At 49.6% G+C, this 19,979-nt stretch carries 20 protein-coding genes and 1 tRNA gene; 5 read left to right on the top strand and 16 right to left on the bottom strand.

Going from position 1 to position 19,979, the window contains the following annotated elements:
- Positions 1–41: 41 nt before the first annotated feature.
- The 5 genes from BM030_RS04610 to BM030_RS04590 all read right to left on the bottom strand — a co-directional run bounded on the left by BM030_RS04610 (position 42) and on the right by BM030_RS04590 (position 3,932).
- Positions 42–1,100 (bottom strand): hypothetical protein, encoded by a 1,059-nt coding sequence (locus BM030_RS04610; RefSeq protein WP_139215812.1) that lies wholly within the window; start codon positions 1,098–1,100, stop codon positions 42–44.
- A gap of 16 nt (positions 1,101–1,116) precedes the next feature.
- Positions 1,117–2,475: a phage integrase SAM-like domain-containing protein gene (locus tag BM030_RS04605; RefSeq protein ID WP_090971605.1), complete on the bottom strand. Its 1,359-nt coding sequence runs from the start codon at positions 2,473–2,475 to the stop codon at positions 1,117–1,119.
- Positions 2,476–2,674: 199 nt separating this feature from the next.
- Positions 2,675–2,746: transfer RNA gene (locus BM030_RS04600), tRNA-Glu, on the bottom strand.
- Between the two features lie 120 nt (positions 2,747–2,866).
- Positions 2,867–3,520, bottom strand: coding sequence for a class I SAM-dependent methyltransferase (locus tag BM030_RS04595; protein WP_090971603.1), 654 nt, complete (start codon positions 3,518–3,520; stop codon positions 2,867–2,869).
- Between the two features lie 4 nt (positions 3,521–3,524).
- Positions 3,525–3,932 (bottom strand): DoxX family protein, encoded by a 408-nt coding sequence (locus BM030_RS04590; protein WP_090971600.1) that lies wholly within the window; start codon positions 3,930–3,932, stop codon positions 3,525–3,527.
- A 98-nt stretch (positions 3,933–4,030) separates the two neighbouring features.
- Here BM030_RS04590 and metG point away from each other — a divergent pair, with 98 nt between their 5' ends.
- Positions 4,031–6,109: a methionine--tRNA ligase gene (gene metG, locus BM030_RS04585; protein ID WP_090971598.1), complete on the top strand. Its 2,079-nt coding sequence runs from the start codon at positions 4,031–4,033 to the stop codon at positions 6,107–6,109.
- Between the two features lie 11 nt (positions 6,110–6,120).
- Here metG and folP read toward each other — a convergent pair whose 3' ends face one another.
- The 4 genes from folP to BM030_RS04565 all read right to left on the bottom strand — a co-directional run bounded on the left by folP (position 6,121) and on the right by BM030_RS04565 (position 8,918).
- Complete coding sequence (gene folP, locus BM030_RS04580) at positions 6,121–6,945, bottom strand: dihydropteroate synthase (RefSeq protein ID WP_090971596.1); 825 nt, start codon at positions 6,943–6,945, stop codon at positions 6,121–6,123.
- Complete coding sequence (locus tag BM030_RS04575; RefSeq protein ID WP_090971593.1) at positions 6,946–7,422, bottom strand: DUF4920 domain-containing protein; 477 nt, start codon at positions 7,420–7,422, stop codon at positions 6,946–6,948.
- Between the two features lie 83 nt (positions 7,423–7,505).
- Positions 7,506–8,096: an L-threonylcarbamoyladenylate synthase gene (locus BM030_RS04570; RefSeq protein WP_244518673.1), complete on the bottom strand. Its 591-nt coding sequence runs from the start codon at positions 8,094–8,096 to the stop codon at positions 7,506–7,508.
- A gap of 3 nt (positions 8,097–8,099) precedes the next feature.
- Positions 8,100–8,918, bottom strand: a complete 819-nt coding sequence (locus BM030_RS04565) for a 2,3,4,5-tetrahydropyridine-2,6-dicarboxylate N-succinyltransferase (protein ID WP_090971591.1) — start codon at positions 8,916–8,918, stop codon at positions 8,100–8,102.
- A 98-nt stretch (positions 8,919–9,016) separates the two neighbouring features.
- Here BM030_RS04565 and BM030_RS04560 point away from each other — a divergent pair, with 98 nt between their 5' ends.
- A complete protein-coding gene (locus tag BM030_RS04560) occupies positions 9,017–9,421 on the top strand; it encodes an RNA-binding S4 domain-containing protein (protein WP_090971589.1) in 405 nt (134 codons plus the stop codon).
- Here the strand turns inward: BM030_RS04560 and BM030_RS04555 are convergent.
- From BM030_RS04555 to BM030_RS04535, 4 genes are all read right to left on the bottom strand, one after another.
- Positions 9,418–10,170: a hypothetical protein gene (locus BM030_RS04555; RefSeq protein ID WP_090971587.1), complete on the bottom strand. Its 753-nt coding sequence runs from the start codon at positions 10,168–10,170 to the stop codon at positions 9,418–9,420. The genes BM030_RS04560 and BM030_RS04555 overlap by 4 nt on opposite strands.
- 314 nt (positions 10,171–10,484) lie before the next feature.
- On the bottom strand, positions 10,485–10,976 hold the full coding sequence (gene ribH, locus BM030_RS04545; protein WP_090971583.1) for a 6,7-dimethyl-8-ribityllumazine synthase: 492 nt from the start codon (positions 10,974–10,976) through the stop codon (positions 10,485–10,487).
- Between the two features lie 22 nt (positions 10,977–10,998).
- Positions 10,999–11,679, bottom strand: coding sequence for a tetratricopeptide repeat protein (locus BM030_RS04540; RefSeq protein WP_090971581.1), 681 nt, complete (start codon positions 11,677–11,679; stop codon positions 10,999–11,001).
- An 81-nt stretch (positions 11,680–11,760) separates the two neighbouring features.
- The gene (locus tag BM030_RS04535; RefSeq protein WP_090971579.1) at positions 11,761–13,680 is read right to left on the bottom strand and encodes a polysaccharide biosynthesis protein; all 1,920 of its coding nucleotides are present in this window, start codon (positions 13,678–13,680) and stop codon (positions 11,761–11,763) included.
- A 166-nt stretch (positions 13,681–13,846) separates the two neighbouring features.
- Between BM030_RS04535 and BM030_RS04530 the strand changes: the two genes are divergently transcribed.
- The 3 genes from BM030_RS04530 to BM030_RS04520 all read left to right on the top strand — a co-directional run bounded on the left by BM030_RS04530 (position 13,847) and on the right by BM030_RS04520 (position 17,024).
- On the top strand, positions 13,847–15,058 hold the full coding sequence (locus BM030_RS04530) for an alanine dehydrogenase (RefSeq protein ID WP_090971577.1): 1,212 nt from the start codon (positions 13,847–13,849) through the stop codon (positions 15,056–15,058).
- 15 nt (positions 15,059–15,073) lie between these two features.
- On the top strand, positions 15,074–15,985 hold the full coding sequence (locus BM030_RS04525; protein ID WP_090971575.1) for an alpha/beta hydrolase: 912 nt from the start codon (positions 15,074–15,076) through the stop codon (positions 15,983–15,985).
- 151 nt (positions 15,986–16,136) lie between these two features.
- The gene (locus BM030_RS04520; RefSeq protein WP_090971573.1) at positions 16,137–17,024 is read left to right on the top strand and encodes a glutamate--tRNA ligase family protein; all 888 of its coding nucleotides are present in this window, start codon (positions 16,137–16,139) and stop codon (positions 17,022–17,024) included.
- A 1-nt stretch (position 17,025) separates the two neighbouring features.
- Here BM030_RS04520 and BM030_RS04515 read toward each other — a convergent pair whose 3' ends face one another.
- The 3 genes from BM030_RS04515 to tatC are packed head-to-tail and all read right to left on the bottom strand — an operon-like array spanning position 17,026 to position 19,959.
- Positions 17,026–18,597, bottom strand: a complete 1,572-nt coding sequence (locus BM030_RS04515) for a M28 family peptidase (protein WP_090971571.1) — start codon at positions 18,595–18,597, stop codon at positions 17,026–17,028.
- Positions 18,598–18,619: 22 nt separating this feature from the next.
- Entirely contained in the window at positions 18,620–19,060 is a 441-nt protein-coding gene (gene rpiB, locus BM030_RS04510; RefSeq protein ID WP_090971569.1) for a ribose 5-phosphate isomerase B, read from the bottom strand.
- 11 nt (positions 19,061–19,071) lie between these two features.
- Entirely contained in the window at positions 19,072–19,959 is an 888-nt protein-coding gene (gene tatC, locus BM030_RS04505; protein WP_090971567.1) for a twin-arginine translocase subunit TatC, read from the bottom strand.
- Positions 19,960–19,979: the final 20 nt, after the last annotated feature.

The following is a 19,979-nucleotide window of genomic DNA, read 5'->3' as shown; positions in this document are numbered from 1 at the left end:
ATACGGAATTTCCGACGGAAATAAAACAGGGCAAAAGGTGTCTATCCGCTCCTGCCCGTGTTCTTTCTGATGTCGTTGACAAACCTGCCTTTGGGAAAATCCATGTCGGGGCAAACGCTTTTCAGATAGTCCAATACCGTAGATTCGTTTTCGGATTCGAAATGTTTTAGCTCCGTACTTCCCGTTGAGTTGAACAGTTTGGCGTAACGCAGGGCTGAAACCTGTGTAATCATTTCACCGCAAAGAATTTTCCGTAGGATTGTAGCCATGTGTTTATATTTTATCCCATCGTTCCAAATGGTCTTGTCAAGGAAGCCGAGTTTGTAAAGGAAGTACATGCGCAGTTTGCCGTCCTTGATGGGGGCGGATGGTTCAATTTCTGCAATGGTTGCTTCTTCTTCCTCCTTGCTGTATTCCGACAGTATTCCCTCCAACGTGCGGTTGCGCTCCGTAATGGCGGTTATTTCCTCCTGCTGTTCCTTTACGGTTCGGGCGAGGTCTTGGTACATGAGGTCACGGGTGTTCAAAAGACCGTTCTTTTCCTGTAACTCGGTTTCAAGTTCCTTTAGCCTGATTTCAAGCCCCCTTATTTTCTCCTGCTCTGCGGAAGTGTAACGGTGGATAACTCCCTTTATGCCGTGCATGAGGTAGGAGCGGATTTGGTCGGGGTCTCCGTCTATGAAATAGGTGTCACGGATATCGTCATCGTCCTGTATGATGTCGAAAACAATGCCGTCTGCACTCAATTGCCTTAACTTCGTTTCATAACGCTTGAATTTCCCTACGTCAATGCGCACCTTTATCTTGTGCAAGCCCTGCTCTACGGCCATCGCTTCCAGTTCGGCAAGCAAGGGGTTCAGTTCTTTCTGCACTTCCCCCCGAAAGTGGGGTATGTAAGGTGCATCGGTTATTGCCTCTGCCAATCGGTGGTATGTGCCATCGTTGATGCCCTTGAAAAATTCCATCCAAGCGGTGGCAAAATAATCCCGTCCGCCGATGGCATCCCATTCCAAACCCGTACCCGTTTGCAGGAATGTGCGACCGTACCAAGTGAAGTCGGCAAGTAGGCTGTTTAGGTGTTTTAAGTCCTTTAAGTTCATGTGCGCTTTCTTTTGTTCATCCTGCCTTTTCCAGTTCTATTTTTGCGGTCACCGTATCAAGTATGAGCTGTGCGTTTTCCTCACGGGTCATCTTGATATATTTAAAGAAATTGGTTTCCGTGGTATGCCCCGTTATCTTCATGATGGTGAATGTGGGAAGCCTGTAATGCTTGTACATATTGGTGGCAAAGGAACGCCTTGCCGTATGTGTTCCCATCGCATCATAGAAAGGAATGGTCACCTGTACCCTTGTACCGCCCTGCGGTACGGTAATGCTGACAGGGTGGGTAAGTCCGGCCATCTTCCCGATAATCTTGATGTAATCGTTCAGCTTTTGGTTACTGATGGGTTTTGGGTAAAGATAGGTTCCATCTTCCAAGCGGTAGCTTTCCAATATTTCACGGGTGACGGGCAATATCGGAATCGCAACGAAAACCCCTGTTTTTTCGGTTTCGATATGGATAAAGTCGCCATGAACCCGTGCTTTGTCCGCTAATACCGAATAGTCCTGAAAGCGGAGTCCGCTCCATGCGCCGAGCAGATAAAGGTCGCGCGCGTTCTTCAGACCTGGATGGCCTGTTAGGTCAACGGAATGTATTGCCCCCAACTGCTCTATATCGTTATATACGGCATCGGTTTCTTCCTCCACCTTGATGAAAGCCTTTGACTTGTATATCTCGTTGGCGTGCCAACCGAGTTCCTTTGCCTCTCCCATGAACAGTTTGATGTGCTTGATGACCTTTCCGAAGTAGTTGAGCGAAAAACTCCTGTCGGTGAACATATAATCCCGCAGGTCATGGTAGAAGTCCATTGTTACGTTATCGAAGTTCAGTCTTTTCAACTTCCTATGCTCCACATATTCCTGCAATAGCGTTCGGCTACCCTCGTAGGAGCGGATGGTGTTCTCCCTGTACCGCATCCCTGCCCGTTTGCCTTTCAGCACGGTACGCTTGCCCTCACGGCTAAGTTTTACCTGTCGGTCGAAAAAGGAAATCAGCGACTGGCTGGGGTCGGATGCCTTTACCGTGGTTGCCCCTGCAAGTAGTACTATTACCTGTTCCTTGAAGATAGCCTTATCGGGATAGCTCTGGAATTTGTTCACGTAGGTTCGGTACTCGCTTTCGACCGTAGCCTTTACGGTGGCAAGCTTCTCGACGATGGCGTTCGCCTCGGCCGATTCAAGCCCTTTCAGTCCGCCGATGGGTCTTTCCTTTTCGGGGTTCCATTTGGCGGGGTGTACCTTTGTTCCCGTGGGTATCTTCACCACGGGTTTGCCGTTGTACTCCACGAAGCACGTTATGGGCGTTGGTTTGGTGGCTCCCGTTTCCCTCAACCGGAAACTGATACCACATTCGATTTTTACCGTTCTGCTCATAATCCTCTGATTTTAAACCGTTAAACAATGATGCAAGATACCAAATATTGCGCGGACACGCAAGGCGTCGGGGGTTCTTTTGGGGGTTCTTTTTGTCGAATTCGGGTGAATTCCGACGAACCCTATAAAATGAAAAACCGCCTTTAAATATATTTAAAGGCGGTTTTGAATCTTGTCGGCTCTCTTTGGAGCTTCTCGGTAGCCCGTAGGGGAATCGAACCCCTGTTTTGAGAATGAAAATCTCACGTCCTAACCCCTAGACGAACGGGCCTTTTTCCTTCCGAAAAGGACCGGCTTGGATTTTTCGGTCTGCAAAAATAGAAGTATTTCTATTCATTCCAAAATATTATTGAATTTTTTGTGCAGGGTTGGCAATTGTCGTCATATATACTTATTGGGCTAGGATGAATATTTCTTCGCGAAGCACTTCTTGCTTGTGGGCGCTGGTGGTCGGATGTTGCCGTACGATAGTGTCGACCACGGTAAACCCATTAGCCGCGAGCAACTGTTGTGCTTCTTCGGGTGTATACAATGTAAATCCGTAGGCTGCAAAAGGCAGGGTTTCCATAAACGCTTTGCTGGCGATAGCTAGGCACCATGTTCCTTGCGGCTTAAGCAGGCGTTTTATTTCAGCGAGCTGTACGGCTGGATTGGCCCAAAAGTATAATGTGTTGACGGTAAACACCTTGTTGAACGAACTGTCAGGGAACGGAAACTGGACTCCGTTTACCTGTATAAAGGTTGCGCGGCCCTCATCGATTTGCTTCCGGTTGATTTTGCGGGCGGTTTCGACCATGGTAGATGAAATATCGGCGCCGGTGTAGCGGATACCGGGGGCCTTGGAAAGTACGTGCGCTGCAAAACGCCCGTTGCCCGGCCCGATTTCCAAGACGTGGTCACCTTCCCGGCAATCCAGCAGGTCGATAGCATGCCGGGTCATGTCGGCATTACTGATGTTCATATGTTCGGCGGTTTTGACGCCTTCTTCACCCTCGGGCTTGGCCAGTTGCGCCGCTACGGTTCGGAAATCAATGGGGTTGCTCATGGGGTTATCGTTTGTCTATACTATATTTACCGGGGCCGACAAAGGCAAGTCCAAGGAATACGACACCGACTTCAATGGCGTGGGACGCGCCCATCAGTCCATCACCTTTGCCGAGGTGAAACAGGGCGGCAATAAGCATGGTGAATGCGAGCACCACGGCGGTGGGTCTGAAGAGTAGTCCGATGAGGAAGAAGAAGCCGCCTGCGGTTTCAGCTAAGGCGGCCAGCAACCCCCATAACATGGGTAAAAAAGTTATGCCTATGGTGCCCATGGCTCCACCAACGCTTTCCCAGCGTTCTGGGCCGCCCAAAAGCTTCGGATAACCGTGCATGATAAACATGATTCCCAGCCCAATCCGGATAAGCAATAGGCCGGTATTTTTGAATTTGCTCAATGATGATAGTGTTGCCATATCACGCAAAATTGACTTATCTTTGCCAAAACTTGCAAGTTTAGGGGTTCATTTTTGTGTAAAATTGAACCGTTGCTTGCCGACTAAATTGAAACACATTGAGTAATAAAGCTTTACCTTTCAAACGTTATACGGTTACTTCGGCTTTGCCTTATGCGAACGGCCCACTGCACATCGGGCACCTTGCGGGGGCCTATATTCCGGCAGATATTTATGTGCGTTTTTTGCGCCTTAACGGGAAAGATGTGGTGTATGTCTGCGGCTCAGATGAACACGGCGCTGCCATTACCATCAAAGCGAAGAAAGAGGGGACCACGCCGCAGGCGATTATCGATAAATACCATGCCCAAATCAAAGCGAGCTTTGAGCAGTTCGGCATTTCATTCGATATTTACCACCGTACTTCTGAGCGCGTTCATCATGAATTGTCCCAGGAGTTTTTCCTGAACCTGTATGAGAAGGGGGAGTTTATCGAGCAGGTGACTGAACAATATTACGATGAGGACTATCATCAGTTTTTAGCGGATCGCTATATCACAGGTACCTGCCCCAATTGTAAAAGCGAAGGGGCCTATGGGGATCAGTGTGAAAAATGCGGTACTTCGCTCAATCCTACAGATTTGATTAATCCCATTTCGACACTGAGCGGCAAGCCGCCGGTGCTGCGTGAAACTAAGCATTGGTATTTGCCATTGGATAAATACCAGCCATGGCTTGAGCAATGGTTGCTGGAGGGAAAGAGAGATGTGCTGAAATCTAATGTGTACGGGCAATGCCGTTCTTGGCTGAAATCGGGCTTGCAACCGCGTTCGATGACACGTGATTTGGACTGGGGCGTGGACGTGCCGTTGGATGAAGCTAAGGGTAAAAAGTTATATGTGTGGCTGGATGCGCCTATCGGCTACATCTCTGCCACAAAACAATGGGCGCTGGATACGGGCAACGACTGGGAAAAGTATTGGAAGAAACAGGCCAACCCAGCGGATAACGCGTGTCTGATTCATTTCATCGGTAAAGATAATATCGTATTCCATTGCATCACGTTTCCCAGCATTCTTCATGCGCACGGTGAGTATATTTTGCCGGAGAATGTGCCGGCCAATGAGTTCCTTAACTTGGAAGGAGATAAGTTGTCGACTTCGCGCAATCATGCTGTCTGGTTGCACGAATACTTGGACGAGTTTCCGAATAAGCAGGATGAGCTTCGTTATGTGCTGACATCTATCCTGCCGGAGACGGCCGACAGTGAGTTTACGTGGAAGGATTTCCAGGCGCGTATCAATAACGAATTGGTGGCAATTCTGGGCAACTTCGTGAACCGAGTGTTGGTGCTTTCCCACAAGTATTTCGGCGGCAAGGTGGTAGTGGGGTCGGAGCTAACGGACACGGATCGCTTTATCTTCAGTGAACTGGCGCGCTACCCCAAGCATATTGCGGGGTCGATTACGCAGTTCCGTTTCCGTGAAGCGCTGGCGCAGGTTATGAACGTAGCGCGTTTGGGCAACAAGTACCTGGCGGATGCTGAACCTTGGAAGCTTATCAAAACGGATGAAGAACGGGTAAAAACGGTGTTGAACGTGAGCTTACAGCTTACAGCCAATCTGGCGGTGATAGCGCAGCCGTTTCTGCCGCGTACAGCGCAGAAAATGTTTGAGATGCTCAATTTTGAGGGGTACGATTGGAACCTCGCTGGCGGCGATCCGCTGCTTCCGGCAGGGCATCAACTGGGAGAAGCACAGCTACTTTTTGAAAAAATCACTGACAAACAGGTGGATGTGCAACTGGCCAAGCTTTCCAATGCCAAGGCCGTGGCAAGCATACAGCCGGCCAAGGCGGTAGCCGAAGCCAAAGGAAACGTGAGCTTCGAAGAGTTTGTCAAAATGGATATCCGTGCGGGAAAGATTTTGGCTGCGGAAAAGGTGGCTAAAACCAAGAAATTGTTGAAGTTAACCATCGATACGGGGCTCGACCAGCGGACGGTGGTGTCTGGAATTGCTGAATTTTTCAGCCCCGAAGAGATTGTGGGAAAACAGGTGTCGATATTGGTGAACCTTGAACCTCGTGAAATCAAAGGGATTACTTCACAGGGTATGATCCTGATGGCTGAGGATGCCGATGGGCGGCTGGATTTTGTTGCGCCGCAATCTGCTGTGCAGCCGGGCAGCGTAGTCCGTTAGCGGAACGGTTATTATGGCAACAGGGCGGCTTGCTGTAACAGGGTGATGGCTTCTTTAGCGGCCTTGGCATCATGGACGCGAAGGAGTTTTATGCCTTTGGTAAGCAGCACGGTGTTGAGCACGGTGGTGCCGTTCAGCGCTTCTTCTGGCCCAATCTTTAGCTTTTTGTAAATCATGGATTTGCGGGATATTCCCCCGAGGATGGGTAATCCATGTACATGTAGTTCGTTGATCCGGCGAAGCAGTTCGTAGTTTTGTTCCAGGGTCTTGGCGAAGCCGAAGCCGGGGTCGAGGATGATATCTTTTATGCCAAGGGCACGCAGGGCGGCTACTTGTTTTCCAAAGTATAGGTTGATCTCCTGCACCACATCGGTGTAGTCCGTCAGTTGTTGCATGGTATTGGGCGTGCCGCGCATGTGCATGAGGATGTATGGCACCTGTAATTCGGCAATGGTGGCAAACATGCGGTGATCCAACGTGCCGCCCGAAATGTCATTAATAAGGTGTGCGCCCGCAGCGATGCTCGATCGGGCCACGTCGGCTCGGAATGTGTCGACGGACAGTATGGCGTCGGGGAATTGACGGCGGCAGGCTTCTATGACGGGAATAAGGCGTGCCTGCTCTTCGGCAGGGCTGACTTCCGCCGCGCCCGGCCGCGACGAGTAGGCGCCGATATCTAATATGTCTGCCCCCTCATCCAGCAGTTTTTCTGCTTGCAGCAGGGCGTTATCTATTCCATGGTATCGGCCTCCGTCGAAAAATGAGTCGGGCGTGATGTTCAGGATGCCCATCACTTTCGGGGTGGAGAGGTCGATGAGTGTGCCCCCTGCGTTCATTTACTTTACCACTACGCCGTCGGCTATGATGTTGATGTCCACCTTAGGTTCAGTGATGCTGGCGATTTCGTCTGCATTTTTCCCGGCATCTTCAGCAAAATGCCGTTGCTGGGCCACAGAAACTTCCTTTACCTTGGCTTGGCCTTCCAATACCACGGTTTTTCCGACGATATCCTGTGGCATGAAAAAGCCGTAATCTTTGAAACGCACCAAGATGGGATCTCCCGAACCTTCGCGTTGTATGCGGATAAAACATCCTTTCTTTTTGCAGACTTCCACGACCTGGCCTTCTATCTTGCCGGTATAACTGGAGTCGGAAGCTAATTTTGCTTCCAGTTGCGGTACACTGATGGCCCCTTTTGGAGTAATGGCTTTACCATACTGTATGCCGGGTTTGGCGGAGGGAATGTCTTGCTGGGCGTGGGCGGCGATGGCAATGCCTATCAACGCCGTAAATAAACTGATTAATCGTTTCATCAGGAATTAATTTACTGCTGTGCAAAAGTACGGATTATCCGGGATATATGCCGTGGCGACGGACCGTAAAACGAATTCCTTCGTCATTTCCGCAGAAAGGTGAATTTTCCGCCTGCTTCAAGTTTCATCACAATGGACGGCCGGCCTTCCGTGTGATCATCTTGCCCGTACTGGGCGATGTAGTTTACCCCATTGGTGATCTCTTGGGCGATTTCGCTGAAGTTGCGGGGTGCTGGCTGCCCGCTTATGTTGGCGGATGTGGATACGATGGGCTTGCGGAAACGTTGCAATAGGGGCGTGCAAAAAGGGTGGTTAACAATGCGGATTCCTATACTTCCGTCGTCGGCCAGCAGGTTTGGCGCCAGGTTTTTGGCACCGGAATAAACAATGGTAAGCGGTCGCTCCGTGTATTCAATGAGCTGATACGCTACCTCGGGGACTTCACTTACATAGCTCTGCAGCTTGTTTTCACTGTCAAGCAGGACGATGAGGCTTTTGCTCTGCGCCCGGCCTTTCAATTGATACACCTTATCCACGGCCTCGGCGTTGGTTGCATCGCAGCCGATGCCCCATATGGTGTCTGTGGGATATAGGATAAGGCCCCCGGCATGCAGGATGTCAAGGGCTTTGTCAATGTCCGAACGTAGGGCGGTAGCGTGCATCTTGTTGTTCATCGGTTAAACCGCTACGTTATGTTCCCGCAGCGCGTCATTGAGTGATGTCTTTTTGTCGGTGGATTCTTTCCGTTTGCCGATAATCAGTGCGCAGGGTACCTGGTATTCGCCAGCGGGGAATTTCTTCGTGTATGAACCGGGGATAACTACCGACCGGGCAGGTACTACGCCCCGGTATTCCACGGGTTCCGGGCTGCTTACATCAATAATTTTGGTGGAGGCGGTGAGTACAACATTGGCGCCCAACACGGCTTCGGCCTCTACGTGTACACCTTCAACTACGATAGCCCGTGAACCAACGAATACATTGTCTTCGATGATTACGGGTGCTGCTTGCACGGGTTCCAGCACGCCGCCGATACCTACACCGCCGCTCAGGTGCACATGTTTGCCAATCTGAGCACATGACCCTACGGTGGCCCACGTATCAACCATGGTGCCTTCGTCTACATAAGCACCGATATTGACATATGACGGCATCATGATAACACCTTTGGCAAGGTAAGCGCCGTACCGTGCGATACCGTGGGGCACTACCCGTACACCCAATTCCTTGTAATTGGTCTTTAGCTTCATTTTGTCATGGAAGACAAATGGCCCTGTTTCTACCACTTCCATCTGCCGGATAGGGAAATAAAGAATAACGGCTTTCTTTATCCAGTCGTTTACGTGCCAGCGGGATCCAATGGGTTCTGCCACCCGGAGTTCGCCGCGGTCTAATTGCTGAATGACCGTTTCAATGGCCTCTTGGTATTCCTTGTATTCCAAAAACTGCCGGTTATCCCATGCAGCTTCAATGAGTTTCTGCAATTCCTTAATCATGTTTGATTGGCGTATTAAGATTATATGATAGCCGCAAAGAAAATAAATTTTGCCGACTTCTACCGGGTTAACGGGTGTAAAAATCCTAACTTTGCATCATGGCTGCCGATAGTGATAAACTGCGTATAGATAAATACCTTTGGGCTATCCGGATTTTTAAGACCCGGAGCTTGGCCACGGAGGCCTGTAAGGCGGGGCGGGTAAAACTCAACGGGCAAAGTGTTAAGCCCTCTGCAGTGGTGAAAATGGGGGATACCTATCACATACAGAAAGGTGTCGAAAAGAAAGTGGTGAAAGTAACGGGGTTGCTTGACAAACGGGTGGATGCGAAAACGGCAGCGGGTTTCTATGAAGACCTTACGCCCGTGGAAGATACGTATGGCTTTAAGGCGGCGTTCAACGCACCGGTACTTAAGCGGGACAGAGGTACGGGACGGCCGACGAAGAAAGAGCGCAGAGAAATTGATGGCTTACAGAGCGACTGGTGGGAGGAGGACGATTAGGGCCGCTCGAATTTTTGGTCTTCGATGTTGACAAGGGCCGCCGCAAGCGGATAGGTAACGCTTGCTGACGTATCGCTGCTGATAAAGCGGGTGGGCAACACTAGCCCTCCGCCGATATCCTTGAATCCATCGACAGAAAACTCGTTGGATGAGCCATTTGGCCTCCACTTTTGAATTTGCCCGGTTTGGGCATCCACATATAGCTGGCCTGCTACGCTGGCTGAAAAAACAGTTTTCGGGTTTTTGATATTGACCATGGTGAACCGCTGGGTGCCCACCAGCTTTTCATCGCCCACCTTTACCGAAACCTGATCGCCGTCAAGGGCTGTCGGTAGAAACAACAGGTAGGCATCGCGCTTGAATTCTTCTGCCGCTTCCTTGATAATATCTTCTGTGACGCGCGGATTGTTGAGCTGTACGCCGTTGATATAAGCGGTGCCTTCATGGGTACGGATATTGAACAAGGCAATTACGGTTTCGTCGTCAGTGGTGACACCCTCAAAACGGCAATTACCCGTCTGCTTATCCCAGAGGTACCGGCGTTCGCCTTGTACAAAAGAACCCTTTTGCCCGCCGGTACAGCTGAACATAAAATAACGGGCTTGCTGCCAGTTGTCTTGGCCGCCAATCGCTTCCCAGAGTTTGGTGGTTATCTCAGGTTGGCTGACTTGGCCATTGGCACATAGGGCGGCGGCTGTAAACAGCGCCACAAGCAGGTTTAGTTTGACTTTTATGGTACTGTGCATCATCGCTATCACGTTGTTTTCCGGTTAGCTGATAGGGCAGCTATACTGAAAAGGATAAAATATGCATGGTATCGCGGATTGACTGTTTGTATGTATAATAACAACTGTATACTAACAACTATCGGGCCCGTTTTGTTTTTGGATACGTATTGTACGCAGGACAGGTTTTTTTTGAACAGGACTGCATCGCTGCCATCGAAAGGATGAAAAAAGCAAGAGCGATTGTGAGCGTCCTTTTCATATTCGTTGTATTTGTTTTGCCGTCGATAATCGAACAAAGTTAGTGCCGAAAACGCCGCTATCCAAATTATCTGAACTTACTGGTTCTTAGCACTCAACGCGGCCATCTGGATAGCAGTAACCGCAGCTTCGGTGCCTTTATTCCCGTGTTTTCCCCCGGCCCGGTCTAACGCCTGTTGCAGGTCATCTGTTGTCAGAACGCCGAAGATGACCGGTTTATTGTGCTTCAGGGCTACTTGTGTAATGCCATTGGCTACCGCTGAACAGATGTAATCGAAATGTTTGGTTTCTCCCTGAATAACGCAGCCGAGGCAGATAACCGCGTCCCATGCCTGATTACGCAGCAGTATATCTGCGCCGCTGGTTAACTCATAGCTGCCCGGTACTTGCATTACATGGATATTCTCTTCGAGCGCTCCGTACTGCTTAAGTGCTGTGTAGGCACCATCCAATAGGTTGCCGGTTACGCTGGCGTTCCACTGGGATACGACAATGCCGAACCGGTAAGGTGCGGCCGATGCGACCTCCATGTGCGAGAAATCCGATAAGTTTTTATTGATACTGGCCATTCCGGTGCGCTTTACCGCTCAGTTATAGTTGTGCTTCGGCCCGGGCAATGTAGGTTTCTATAGACGTAGCTTCATGGCTTTCCGGGAAATCCGATTGAATACGTTTATACACCGCAAGTGCCTGTTTGTAATCATTCTGTGCTTCATACACCAACCCCAGCTTTTTGAGCAGTAATGGTGACGTGAAGGTGTTGGTGTTTTTATCTGCAGCTTTTTTGTAGTATGAGGCGGCTTTCTTGTAGTCTTTCAGTTCGGAGTAAGCATCGCCCAACATGCCGATAACCAACGGATCCAAGATGGTGCTGCCGGTATTGCTGTACTGCTCAAGCGCATTGATGGCTTCCTGGTATTTGCCCTGACGGAGGTATAAACCACCCAGATAAGCGTTAGCAATGTTAGCCGACTTCGTGTTCTGATATTCGGCGGCTATTTCTTTGAAGCCTGGATAAGAGCCATCTCCATCTATTGCCCGTTGCTGCAGGGAATCTATCGTAGCATACATTTCAGGCTTGAAGAGTTGATCGGCAGCGGCTTCGGCCCTCGGCGCCAGGTAAAACCGCTGGTAGCCGATATACAATAGCACCAATACCAAGATGCCCCCGACAATGAAAACCAGGCTTTTTTGGTTTTCCAGAATGAAGTTGCCGCTTCCCTGTGTTTTTACAGGGGCTTCAGCAGTTTTATGTTTTTGATCAGTTGACATTGCTGTTCTTAATTCGGATTGCAAAAATACACTTTTACATTTGATAAACAAGGTGGATACAGGCTTTTTTGCAACGCCTTTTCAGATAGCAATGTTTTTTTGCCGCGTTTCGTCCAATTCTTCGTAGATGGAGTTGTTGCTTTTGAATTCAGGTACCAATTGCTTCATTTTCAAGACGATTTCCCGTTGATTCTGATCCTTCGCTTTTTTTATTAATTGGTTGACTTCGGTTTCCACCTGCTCGAAATCGTATTCTCTTACTTGAGCGATCATAATCTTATGGTGGTGGGTGGGAAGGGTGTTTTCCAGATCATTGAGTAGCTCTTCGTAGAGCTTTTCGCCGGGCCGGAGGCCGGTATATTCAATGTTGATATCTTTGTTGGGGCTGAAGCCAGACAGCTTGATCATCTTTTTGGCCAATTCGGCAATTTTTACCGACTTGCCCATGTCGAAGACATAGATTTCGCCACCTTTGCCCATGGAACCGGCTTCCAGCACCAGTTGGCAGGCTTCCGGGATGGTCATAAAATAACGGGTTATCTCCGGATGGGTTACGGTGACCGGGCCGCCTTTTTCGATTTGGGCCTTGAACCGGGGGATGACCGAGCCGTTTGAGCCCAGTACATTGCCGAACCGGGTGGTGATAAAGCGGGTGTAGGATTTGCCGGAGCCTCGGCTTTGTTGGGCGAGGTGGTTGAAGTAGGTTTGTACGTAGATTTCGGCGATGCGCTTGGACGCACCCATGACATTGGTGGGATTAACGGCCTTGTCGGTTGAAATCATCACAAATTTCTCGACACCGTAAGCGACAGCCAACTGGGCGAGAAGCTGGGTGCCCATGATGTTGGTGCGTACGGCTTCTACAGGATGGTTTTCCATCATGGGCACATGTTTGTATGCAGCGGCGTGGTATACGTAATGGGGTTTGAACGTGCGGAATAGTGCTTCCATGCGTTCTTTGTCTCGAATATCGCCGATAAAGGCATGATAAACCTGATTTTTCTGTACGTCTTCTAGTTCCAATTGTAAGTCATGGAGCGGGGTTTCGGCTTGATCAGTCAAAATAATGAGCTGGGGGCCGTATTTCCCCAACTGGCGTGCAATCTCGCTGCCGATGGAACCCGCAGCTCCGGTAACCAATATGCGTTTACCGCTTAGCTGTTGACGGATGGATTGGTTGTCTATCTGAATGGGCTCCCGCTCCAGCAAATCTTCAATCCGCAATTTCTGAATTTGATCAGGTCTGATTTCTCCATTTATTAGGCGGTGTACCGGAGGCATGGTCAGCACCTTGATGTCATGTTCCAAGCAAATGTCTACAATGGCCGCCTTTTTATCAACGGGAATATTATGGGTGGATATAATCAGCTCGTCCACTTTGCCCTGAGCAATTAGCCGTTTAAGGTAATCAGTGCGGTAGATGCGGACGCCGTCAATGATTTTGCCTACCTTTTGCGGGTTGTCGTCAATGAAGCCGACAACCATGTTAATTGAGTTATGGTCGTGGTCCAGCGTCCGCTTGGCGGCGATACCCAAATCGCCGGCACCATAGATGATGGTCTGCTTCCGTGTCGTTTTCATGTTTTTGACATACAGGAAGAACAATTTGACCATCGAACGGTAAGTGATCAACAGCAAGAAATTCATCAAACCGTACGCCACCAGCAGCGAGTTGGATAGCAGTGGAATGCGATTGAAGGCAATCAGGATAGTATTCAGCAAGAACAGTATGGTCAGACAATGCAAAACAGATAAAAGAATGCGTATGGAATCAAGCGCACTGGTATACCGAACGATACCTGCAAACATCTTCAGCCGGAAAAAAACGGCAGCGCTTACTACCAATACCACCAGCAGCTTACGGCTGAAATCTGCCGAGCTTATTGCCGCGTAGGTAAAGCTGTTTAAGAGGAGGTAGGCAAAGAAAAGGGCCGCTGCACTGCAGCACAAATCGAGGGCAAAAATAATCCAGCGGGGAACGATGTTAAACCTGTCAAACATCCAGTGAGATTTATAACAACAACGGGCGGTGGCGCGAGCCAAATATACATGTTTTACATCAGTAATCAAGCCGTAGATGTCGAGAATACATTTTTTACCCCCGATATTATTAAAACTTTGATTATTTTCGCATGTTGAACCCAGATTTTAGAATAATGCGAGTGTCATGAGTGAGCTATCTAAATTGGCACGGCAGGCGCTGTTACAGCCACAGGAAGCCATGCTGGAGAGGGGGAAGAAAAAAAATAGCCTCTACATAGGGATACCGAAAGAAATCAGTTTTCAGGAAAACCGTGTGCCATTGACACCCCTTTCTGTGGCGCTGCTGATTGAAAATGGGCATGAAGTGGTGCTGGAGAGCGGTGCCGGCGATGCTGCCAATTTCCTCGACCACCATTACAGTGAGCAGGGCGCGCTTATTGTACATGACAAGGAAGAAGTTTATAAGGCCGATATCATCATCAAAATATCGCCGCCGACATTGGAAGAGATCAATATGATGCGCAGCGGCCAGGTGTTGCTGTCTTCGCAGCAGCCCTCACTGATGAGCCTTGACCACCTTCAGGCGCTGATGAAAAAGAAGGTAACAGCCCTGTCTTATGAATACCTGCGCGATGAAGGGAATACGCTTACCGTAGTACGCGCGATGAGTGAAATCGTGGGGGCGACTTCTGTGCTCATAGCTGCGGAGTACTTGAGCAATGTGTTTGATGGCAAGGGGCTGATGCTGGGAGGTGTTACAGGCGTGCCACCTACGGAGATGGTGATTCTGGGAGCCGGAACGGTGGGCGAGTTTGCGGCCCGGACAGCCATTGCACTGGGTGCCCAGGTAAAAGTGTTCGATAGCTCGATATACCGGCTTAGGCGCTTACAGAATAATGTGGGAAGCCGGGTATTTACGTCGGTTATCCAACCCATTGTGTTGCGGAAAGCGGTGGTGGGCTGCGATGTGGTTATCGGAGCCATCCGGGCCAAAAACGGGCGCAGCCCGTGCATCATCAGCGAAGAGACGGTGTCGAAAATGAAACCTAACTCCGTGCTCATTGATGTAAGCATTGACCAGGGAGGGTGCTTCGAAACTTCTGAGATCACCAATCACGAGCAGCCGGTATTCCGGAAATACGATGTTATCCATTATTGCGTGCCAAATATTGCTTCGAGAGTGGCGCGTACGGCGACATACGCGCTGACTAACATTTTTACCCCAATCCTGTTGGATATCGGAGAAATGGGGGGGATCATGAACCTGATTTGGGCCAAGCCAGGCATACGGAACGCCATCTACCTTTATCAAGGACATCTGACCAATAAAGACATTGCCAACAAATTCAATATGACACCAAAGGATTTGGATTTGTTGGTGGTTTCCAATCATTGATTAGCAATCGTAATTATGAATTATCTAAGCTGTTTATGTTGCGGGATAGTTATGGGAGTGGCCGTTCATGTAAATGGCCAAACGGTCATCAACCTATACGACGGGGAAGTGCCAAACAGCAAGCCGTTTCCGATGGAAGAGACGTCAACCACCGCTGACGACGGCCGGACAAGGGTAGCAGGTGTAACGGTGCCGACGCTTACGGCTTATTTTCCTCCCGAAGGTACAATCAATACGGGTAAAGCGGTAATTATCTGTCCGGGAGGCGGCTATAGCATTTTGGCGATCACGCACGAGGGCCATGACATTGCTAGACTGCTGGCTTCGCACGGTGTAGCTGCGTTTGTTTTGAAATACCGGCTGCCAAAAGATGAGATCATGAAGGATAAGCGTATCGGCCCGCTTCAGGACGCCCAGCGTGCCATCCAACTGGTGCGGGAACGGGCGGATGAGTGGGGGATAGCGGAAGATAAAATCGGTATTGCGGGGTCATCAGCCGGGGGGCACTTGGCTTCAACCCTTTCTACCCATTACCGGGAAGCGTATATTGAAAATTCCAAAGGTACATCGCTCCGCCCGGATTTCTCGCTTTTGCTGTACCCGGTTATCAGTATGCGCGAGGGGCTGACCCATAATGGTTCGCGGAATAATTTGTTGGGCAATGATCCGGCAGCGGCTGATGTTGCCCGTTTTTCAAACGAATTGCAGGTTACCGCAGACACACCGCCGGCGTTTCTGGTGCATGCGGAAGATGATAGGGTTGTACCTATTTCCAATAGCCGGTTATATGTAGAAGCGTTGAGTAAACACGGAATACCAGCAAAGCTGATAACATATCCCAATGGCGGGCACGGTTTCGGGTTGAATAACAAGACCACTGCTGATAAATGGTTTGACCATTTCCTGGAATGGTTGGGGGGTATCTGAGGAACCAGCTGGAAGCTGGCTGGTCGCGGGGAGCGGAGCCAGCTCCAGTGATTCACAAACACACATTATTTTTGAGAATTACTTATCTACCTGATAAGACGCACGGGCAGGCGAAACGTTGCATGCGATTAAAAAAAATAATGAATAGCTGATGGAGTATCCGCATTCTTTTCAGTGCACCCGGATTGCGCCGACACCCAGCGGTTATCTGCATCTGGGCAATGTATTGTCTTTTGCGCTTACGGTGGCCATTGCCCGGCGGACAGGTGCGCGTATATTCCTTCGTATTGATGATTTAGATCGCGAACGGATAAAGCGCGCATATGTGGAGGACATCTTTGAAACGCTGGATTATCTTGAGTTGCCTTGGGACGAGGGGCCGAAGAATTACCGGGAATATGAAGAGTCTTATTCGCAGATACACCGGATACCGGCATACCGGAAGGCATTGCAGCGGTTGCAGGACGGAGGTTCGGTATTTGCCTGTGACTGTTCACGCGCTTTGTTACTCAATCATCATCCGCAGGGTACGTATACCGGTACATGCAAGGACAGAGGGCTGCCATTGGAGCGAGCGGGGTGTAGCTGGCGCCTGCGCACCGACACGGTAGGCAATATGCTGGTTAAGGACTATCTGGAAGGAAGTACGCGTGTAACCTTTCCGCCGAAGATGCACTATTTTGTAGTGCGGAAAAAAGACGGTTTCCCCGCGTATCAATTGGCGTCATTGATTGATGATATTCATTTCGGCATAGATCTGATTATACGCGGGGCAGACCTATGGGAGTCTACCTTGGCGCAGATATACCTTGCGGATGTGTTGGGATGTAATGCTTTTCAGCAGGTTACTTTTTACCATCATGCATTGCTGCTGAAGTCAGATGGACGCACTAAATTGTCCAAATCAGCGGGCGCTACTTCAATCCAGTATCTTCGTAAACAAGGTAAAACCCGGGCAGACATCTACGAAATGATAAGCCGCATGCTTGGGTTGGAGCATACGGCTTATCATTGGGAGGATTTGACGGTTGTCCGTTGAATTATTCCTTATTTGAATCCACTATTAACCGCTTATCGCGGTTGGCAATCTCCCAGGCGGTATGGAACACGAGGCGTGCACGCTTGGCGAGCATCTCAAAATTGATTTTGTCTACGGTGTCTTCTGGGGTATGGTAGTGTGGATGCAAACCGCTGAAATAAAAGATCACTGGAATGCCATGTTTGGCGAAGTTATACTGATCGGACCGGTAATAAATGCGCATCGGATCCTTCGGATCATCATACATGTAATCCAGCTCCATGTGGGTATATTCGGCGTTGGCGTTTTCATTGATGGTTTTCAGTTCTGAGCTAAGCTTGTCCGATCCGATGGCATGGACATAGTTGTGATTACCGCGTAAATGCTTGTCGTCAATGCGGCCAATCATGTCCATATTCAGGTTAACCACGGTGTTCTCCAGAGGAAACACCGGATGACGGGAATAATAGTTTGAACCTAACAAGCCTTTTTCTTCGGCCGTGAAGCCAATGAAGAGGATGCTTCGCCGTGGACCATGGCCTTCGGCTTTGGCTTTGGCAAAGGCACGGGCGACTTCCAATACTCCGGTGGTGCCGGATCCATTGTCGTCTGCGCCGAAGAAGATGACGCCGTTCTGGTTACCCTCGTGATCATAATGTGCGGTAATGACTATCAATTCATTTTTCAGATCTGAGCCTTCCAGGTATCCCAGCACATTGTCAGAAGTAAACGGTTCAGTTACTGCACCGAATGTGGTGTTGAACCGGGTTTTGAGTGTTTGGCTTTGGCTTTTCTGGGAAGCATCGATTTTTGCCTTTAAGGCATTGACTGTTGTCTTAGCGGGGGCAAGGAGCAGATCGGCCATGTCCGTGCTGATGGTGGCCACGGGTGTGGCGCCGGGTGCAGGATCATCGGTGTCTTCTTGTAGGGCGATACGGGGCCGGGTAAGGCGGGTGCCAAATTGTTTCAGCGTTTCCTGCACAGATTCTGATGCCGCGATGACGAGCTTCGGCCCTTTGGCTACGATGTTCTGCAAACGCTGATTGCGGGAGGTTACCCATTCTGAAGGTTTATTTGTACCCGTGATCAGGGAGTGACCTTGGGCATTCTTTGGTTCGCCTTCGCTAAGCACCAGTACAACCTTGTCCTTGATGTCTATGCCTTTCAGGTCGTCATACTTGGCGTCGCTGATGCCGTAACCGACAAACACGATTTCCTTGGCGTTGATGCGGGTTTCCGGGCCGGCCCCGATGAAATAAAAATCGCTGCCGTTGGTGAATGATTTGCCTCCAATGGCGAATTCCTTGACATCGAAACGTGTGCGGATTAGCTTCACAGGCTGGAAATACGAGCCGTTTACCGGGCCGGTAAGGCCGAGGTTTTTAAATTCCTCTGCGAGGTAGGCTGCCGCCTTTTCGCCGCCGGGTTCGCCGGTGCCCCGCCCTTCGAATTCGGCGGAAGCGAGGATGGATAAATGCTTTTTCGCTGTTTCCGGACTGATTTCAGCGGCATAGCGCTGCTGTACCGGATCCTGGGCCATAATACACCCGTAAAAGGCCGGGATAAGGAAAAGTAACGAGAATGTCTGCTTCATTGTGCTATGTTTGTGTATTGAACTAACAGGATATCTTGCCAACGCGGGTGGCGTGACGTCCACCTTCAAAATCAGTTGTCAGAAACGTATTGACAATGGATTTGGCGGTTTCGATATCGATGAAACGGGCCGGGATACACGCGACGTTGGCATCATTGTGTTGGCGGGCAAGCGCGGCAAGCTCTTCTAGCCAGCAGATTGCTGCCCGGATACCTTGGTGTTTGTTTGCGGTGATGGCCACGCCATTGGCACTACCACAAATGAGTATCCCCTTATCAAATTCGCCGCGTTCCACCGCATCGGCCAGGGGATGTGCAAAATCGGGATAATCCACGGAATCTGGAGTGTCTGTGCCGAAGTCCTTCACGGTATACCCTTCATCAAGCAGAAACTGAACCAATGCTTGCTTGTATGTAAATCCGGCATGGTCTCCTCCGATGGCAATCGTTTTATGTGTGGTCATGGTATAATGTTTTATTTGGTTTCTTCACCGCGGTAAAAATCCAGATCGGCCTTCATTCGTTTTTTATGTACCCGCGAGGCCACAACAATACTCAATTCATAGAGCAGGAACATCGGGAAACTCACGGTAAGCATGGTGATCACATCGGCCGTGGGTGTAATGATGGCTGCAATGATCAGGATGATGACTACGGCGTATTGACGGGACTTACGCATGAACTGCGGAGTCATGATGCCGATTTTCGATAGAATGAAGATAATAACGGGTAATTCGAATACAATACCGCATCCGAGTGTCAACGTGGCTACAAAGGATAGGTAGTTGCTGATGGTGATCGTGTTGGCGATCGTTTCACTGATGGAATAATTGGCCAGAAAGTTTATGGAAAGCGGCACCACGATATAGTAACCGAACAATACACCCAGCGCAAACAGTATGCTGGCATAGAAGACAAATCCGCTAGCCGATTTCCGTTCCACATCAGTGAGGGCAGGCTTTATAAACAGCCAAACCTCATACAGCAGGTAAGGAAAACCGAGCATTACAGCGATAATAAGTGAAGAATTGATTTGCAGGATGAACTGCCCTGCCATCTGGGTGTTAATGATTGTTCCCGGAACCTCCGTAACGCAGAAGCCGGGTGTATTGAGCCATTCGCCGATCTTACACATCATGCGATAGGTCCAGAAATCCGGACTTTTGGGCCCCATGATGATGTCATCAAAAATAAAATCGTAAAATGAAAATGCAAGCAGCATGAAGATGACTACGGCGATGGCCGATCGAATCAAATGCCACCTCAATACCTCCAAGTGATCGAAAAATGACATTTCGGCTTCGAGATTTTTGCCTTTGTTCTTCAGGGTCTCGATCAGTTTCTTTCCGGATAGTTTGCTCATGACGACAATAAAAAGCAAAA

Source organism: Parapedobacter composti (assembly GCF_900112315.1).
GTDB classification, from domain to species: Bacteria; Bacteroidota; Bacteroidia; order Sphingobacteriales; family Sphingobacteriaceae; genus Parapedobacter; species Parapedobacter composti.
The sequence above is the reverse complement of the archived record's forward strand: the minus strand, read 5'-3'. Positions and strand labels throughout refer to the sequence as shown.

What these genes read in the sequence shown, in the direction of transcription:
- BM030_RS04610 (WP_139215812.1), bottom strand. Translation starts at nt 1,100, where the DNA reads ATGAACTTAAAGGACTTAAAACACCTAAACAGCCTACTTGCCGACTTC.
- BM030_RS04605 (WP_090971605.1), bottom strand. Translation starts at nt 2,475, where the DNA reads ATGAGCAGAACGGTAAAAATCGAATGTGGTATCAGTTTCCGGTTGAGG.
- BM030_RS04595 (WP_090971603.1), bottom strand. Translation starts at nt 3,520, where the DNA reads ATGAGCAACCCCATTGATTTCCGAACCGTAGCGGCGCAACTGGCCAAG.
- BM030_RS04590 (WP_090971600.1), bottom strand. Translation starts at nt 3,932, where the DNA reads ATGGCAACACTATCATCATTGAGCAAATTCAAAAATACCGGCCTATTG.
- folP (WP_090971596.1), bottom strand. Translation starts at nt 6,945, where the DNA reads ATGAACGCAGGGGGCACACTCATCGACCTCTCCACCCCGAAAGTGATG.
- BM030_RS04575 (WP_090971593.1), bottom strand. Translation starts at nt 7,422, where the DNA reads ATGAAACGATTAATCAGTTTATTTACGGCGTTGATAGGCATTGCCATC.
- BM030_RS04570 (WP_244518673.1), bottom strand. Translation starts at nt 8,096, where the DNA reads ATGAACAACAAGATGCACGCTACCGCCCTACGTTCGGACATTGACAAA.
- BM030_RS04565 (WP_090971591.1), bottom strand. Translation starts at nt 8,918, where the DNA reads ATGATTAAGGAATTGCAGAAACTCATTGAAGCTGCATGGGATAACCGG.
- BM030_RS04560 (WP_090971589.1), top strand. Translation starts at nt 9,017, where the DNA reads ATGGCTGCCGATAGTGATAAACTGCGTATAGATAAATACCTTTGGGCT.
- BM030_RS04555 (WP_090971587.1), bottom strand. Translation starts at nt 10,170, where the DNA reads ATGATGCACAGTACCATAAAAGTCAAACTAAACCTGCTTGTGGCGCTG.
- ribH (WP_090971583.1), bottom strand. Translation starts at nt 10,976, where the DNA reads ATGGCCAGTATCAATAAAAACTTATCGGATTTCTCGCACATGGAGGTC.
- BM030_RS04540 (WP_090971581.1), bottom strand. Translation starts at nt 11,679, where the DNA reads ATGTCAACTGATCAAAAACATAAAACTGCTGAAGCCCCTGTAAAAACA.
- BM030_RS04535 (WP_090971579.1), bottom strand. Translation starts at nt 13,680, where the DNA reads ATGTTTGACAGGTTTAACATCGTTCCCCGCTGGATTATTTTTGCCCTC.
- BM030_RS04530 (WP_090971577.1), top strand. Translation starts at nt 13,847, where the DNA reads ATGAGTGAGCTATCTAAATTGGCACGGCAGGCGCTGTTACAGCCACAG.
- BM030_RS04525 (WP_090971575.1), top strand. Translation starts at nt 15,074, where the DNA reads ATGAATTATCTAAGCTGTTTATGTTGCGGGATAGTTATGGGAGTGGCC.
- BM030_RS04520 (WP_090971573.1), top strand. Translation starts at nt 16,137, where the DNA reads ATGGAGTATCCGCATTCTTTTCAGTGCACCCGGATTGCGCCGACACCC.
- BM030_RS04515 (WP_090971571.1), bottom strand. Translation starts at nt 18,597, where the DNA reads ATGAAGCAGACATTCTCGTTACTTTTCCTTATCCCGGCCTTTTACGGG.
- rpiB (WP_090971569.1), bottom strand. Translation starts at nt 19,060, where the DNA reads ATGACCACACATAAAACGATTGCCATCGGAGGAGACCATGCCGGATTT.
- tatC (WP_090971567.1), bottom strand. Translation starts at nt 19,959, where the DNA reads ATGAGCAAACTATCCGGAAAGAAACTGATCGAGACCCTGAAGAACAAA.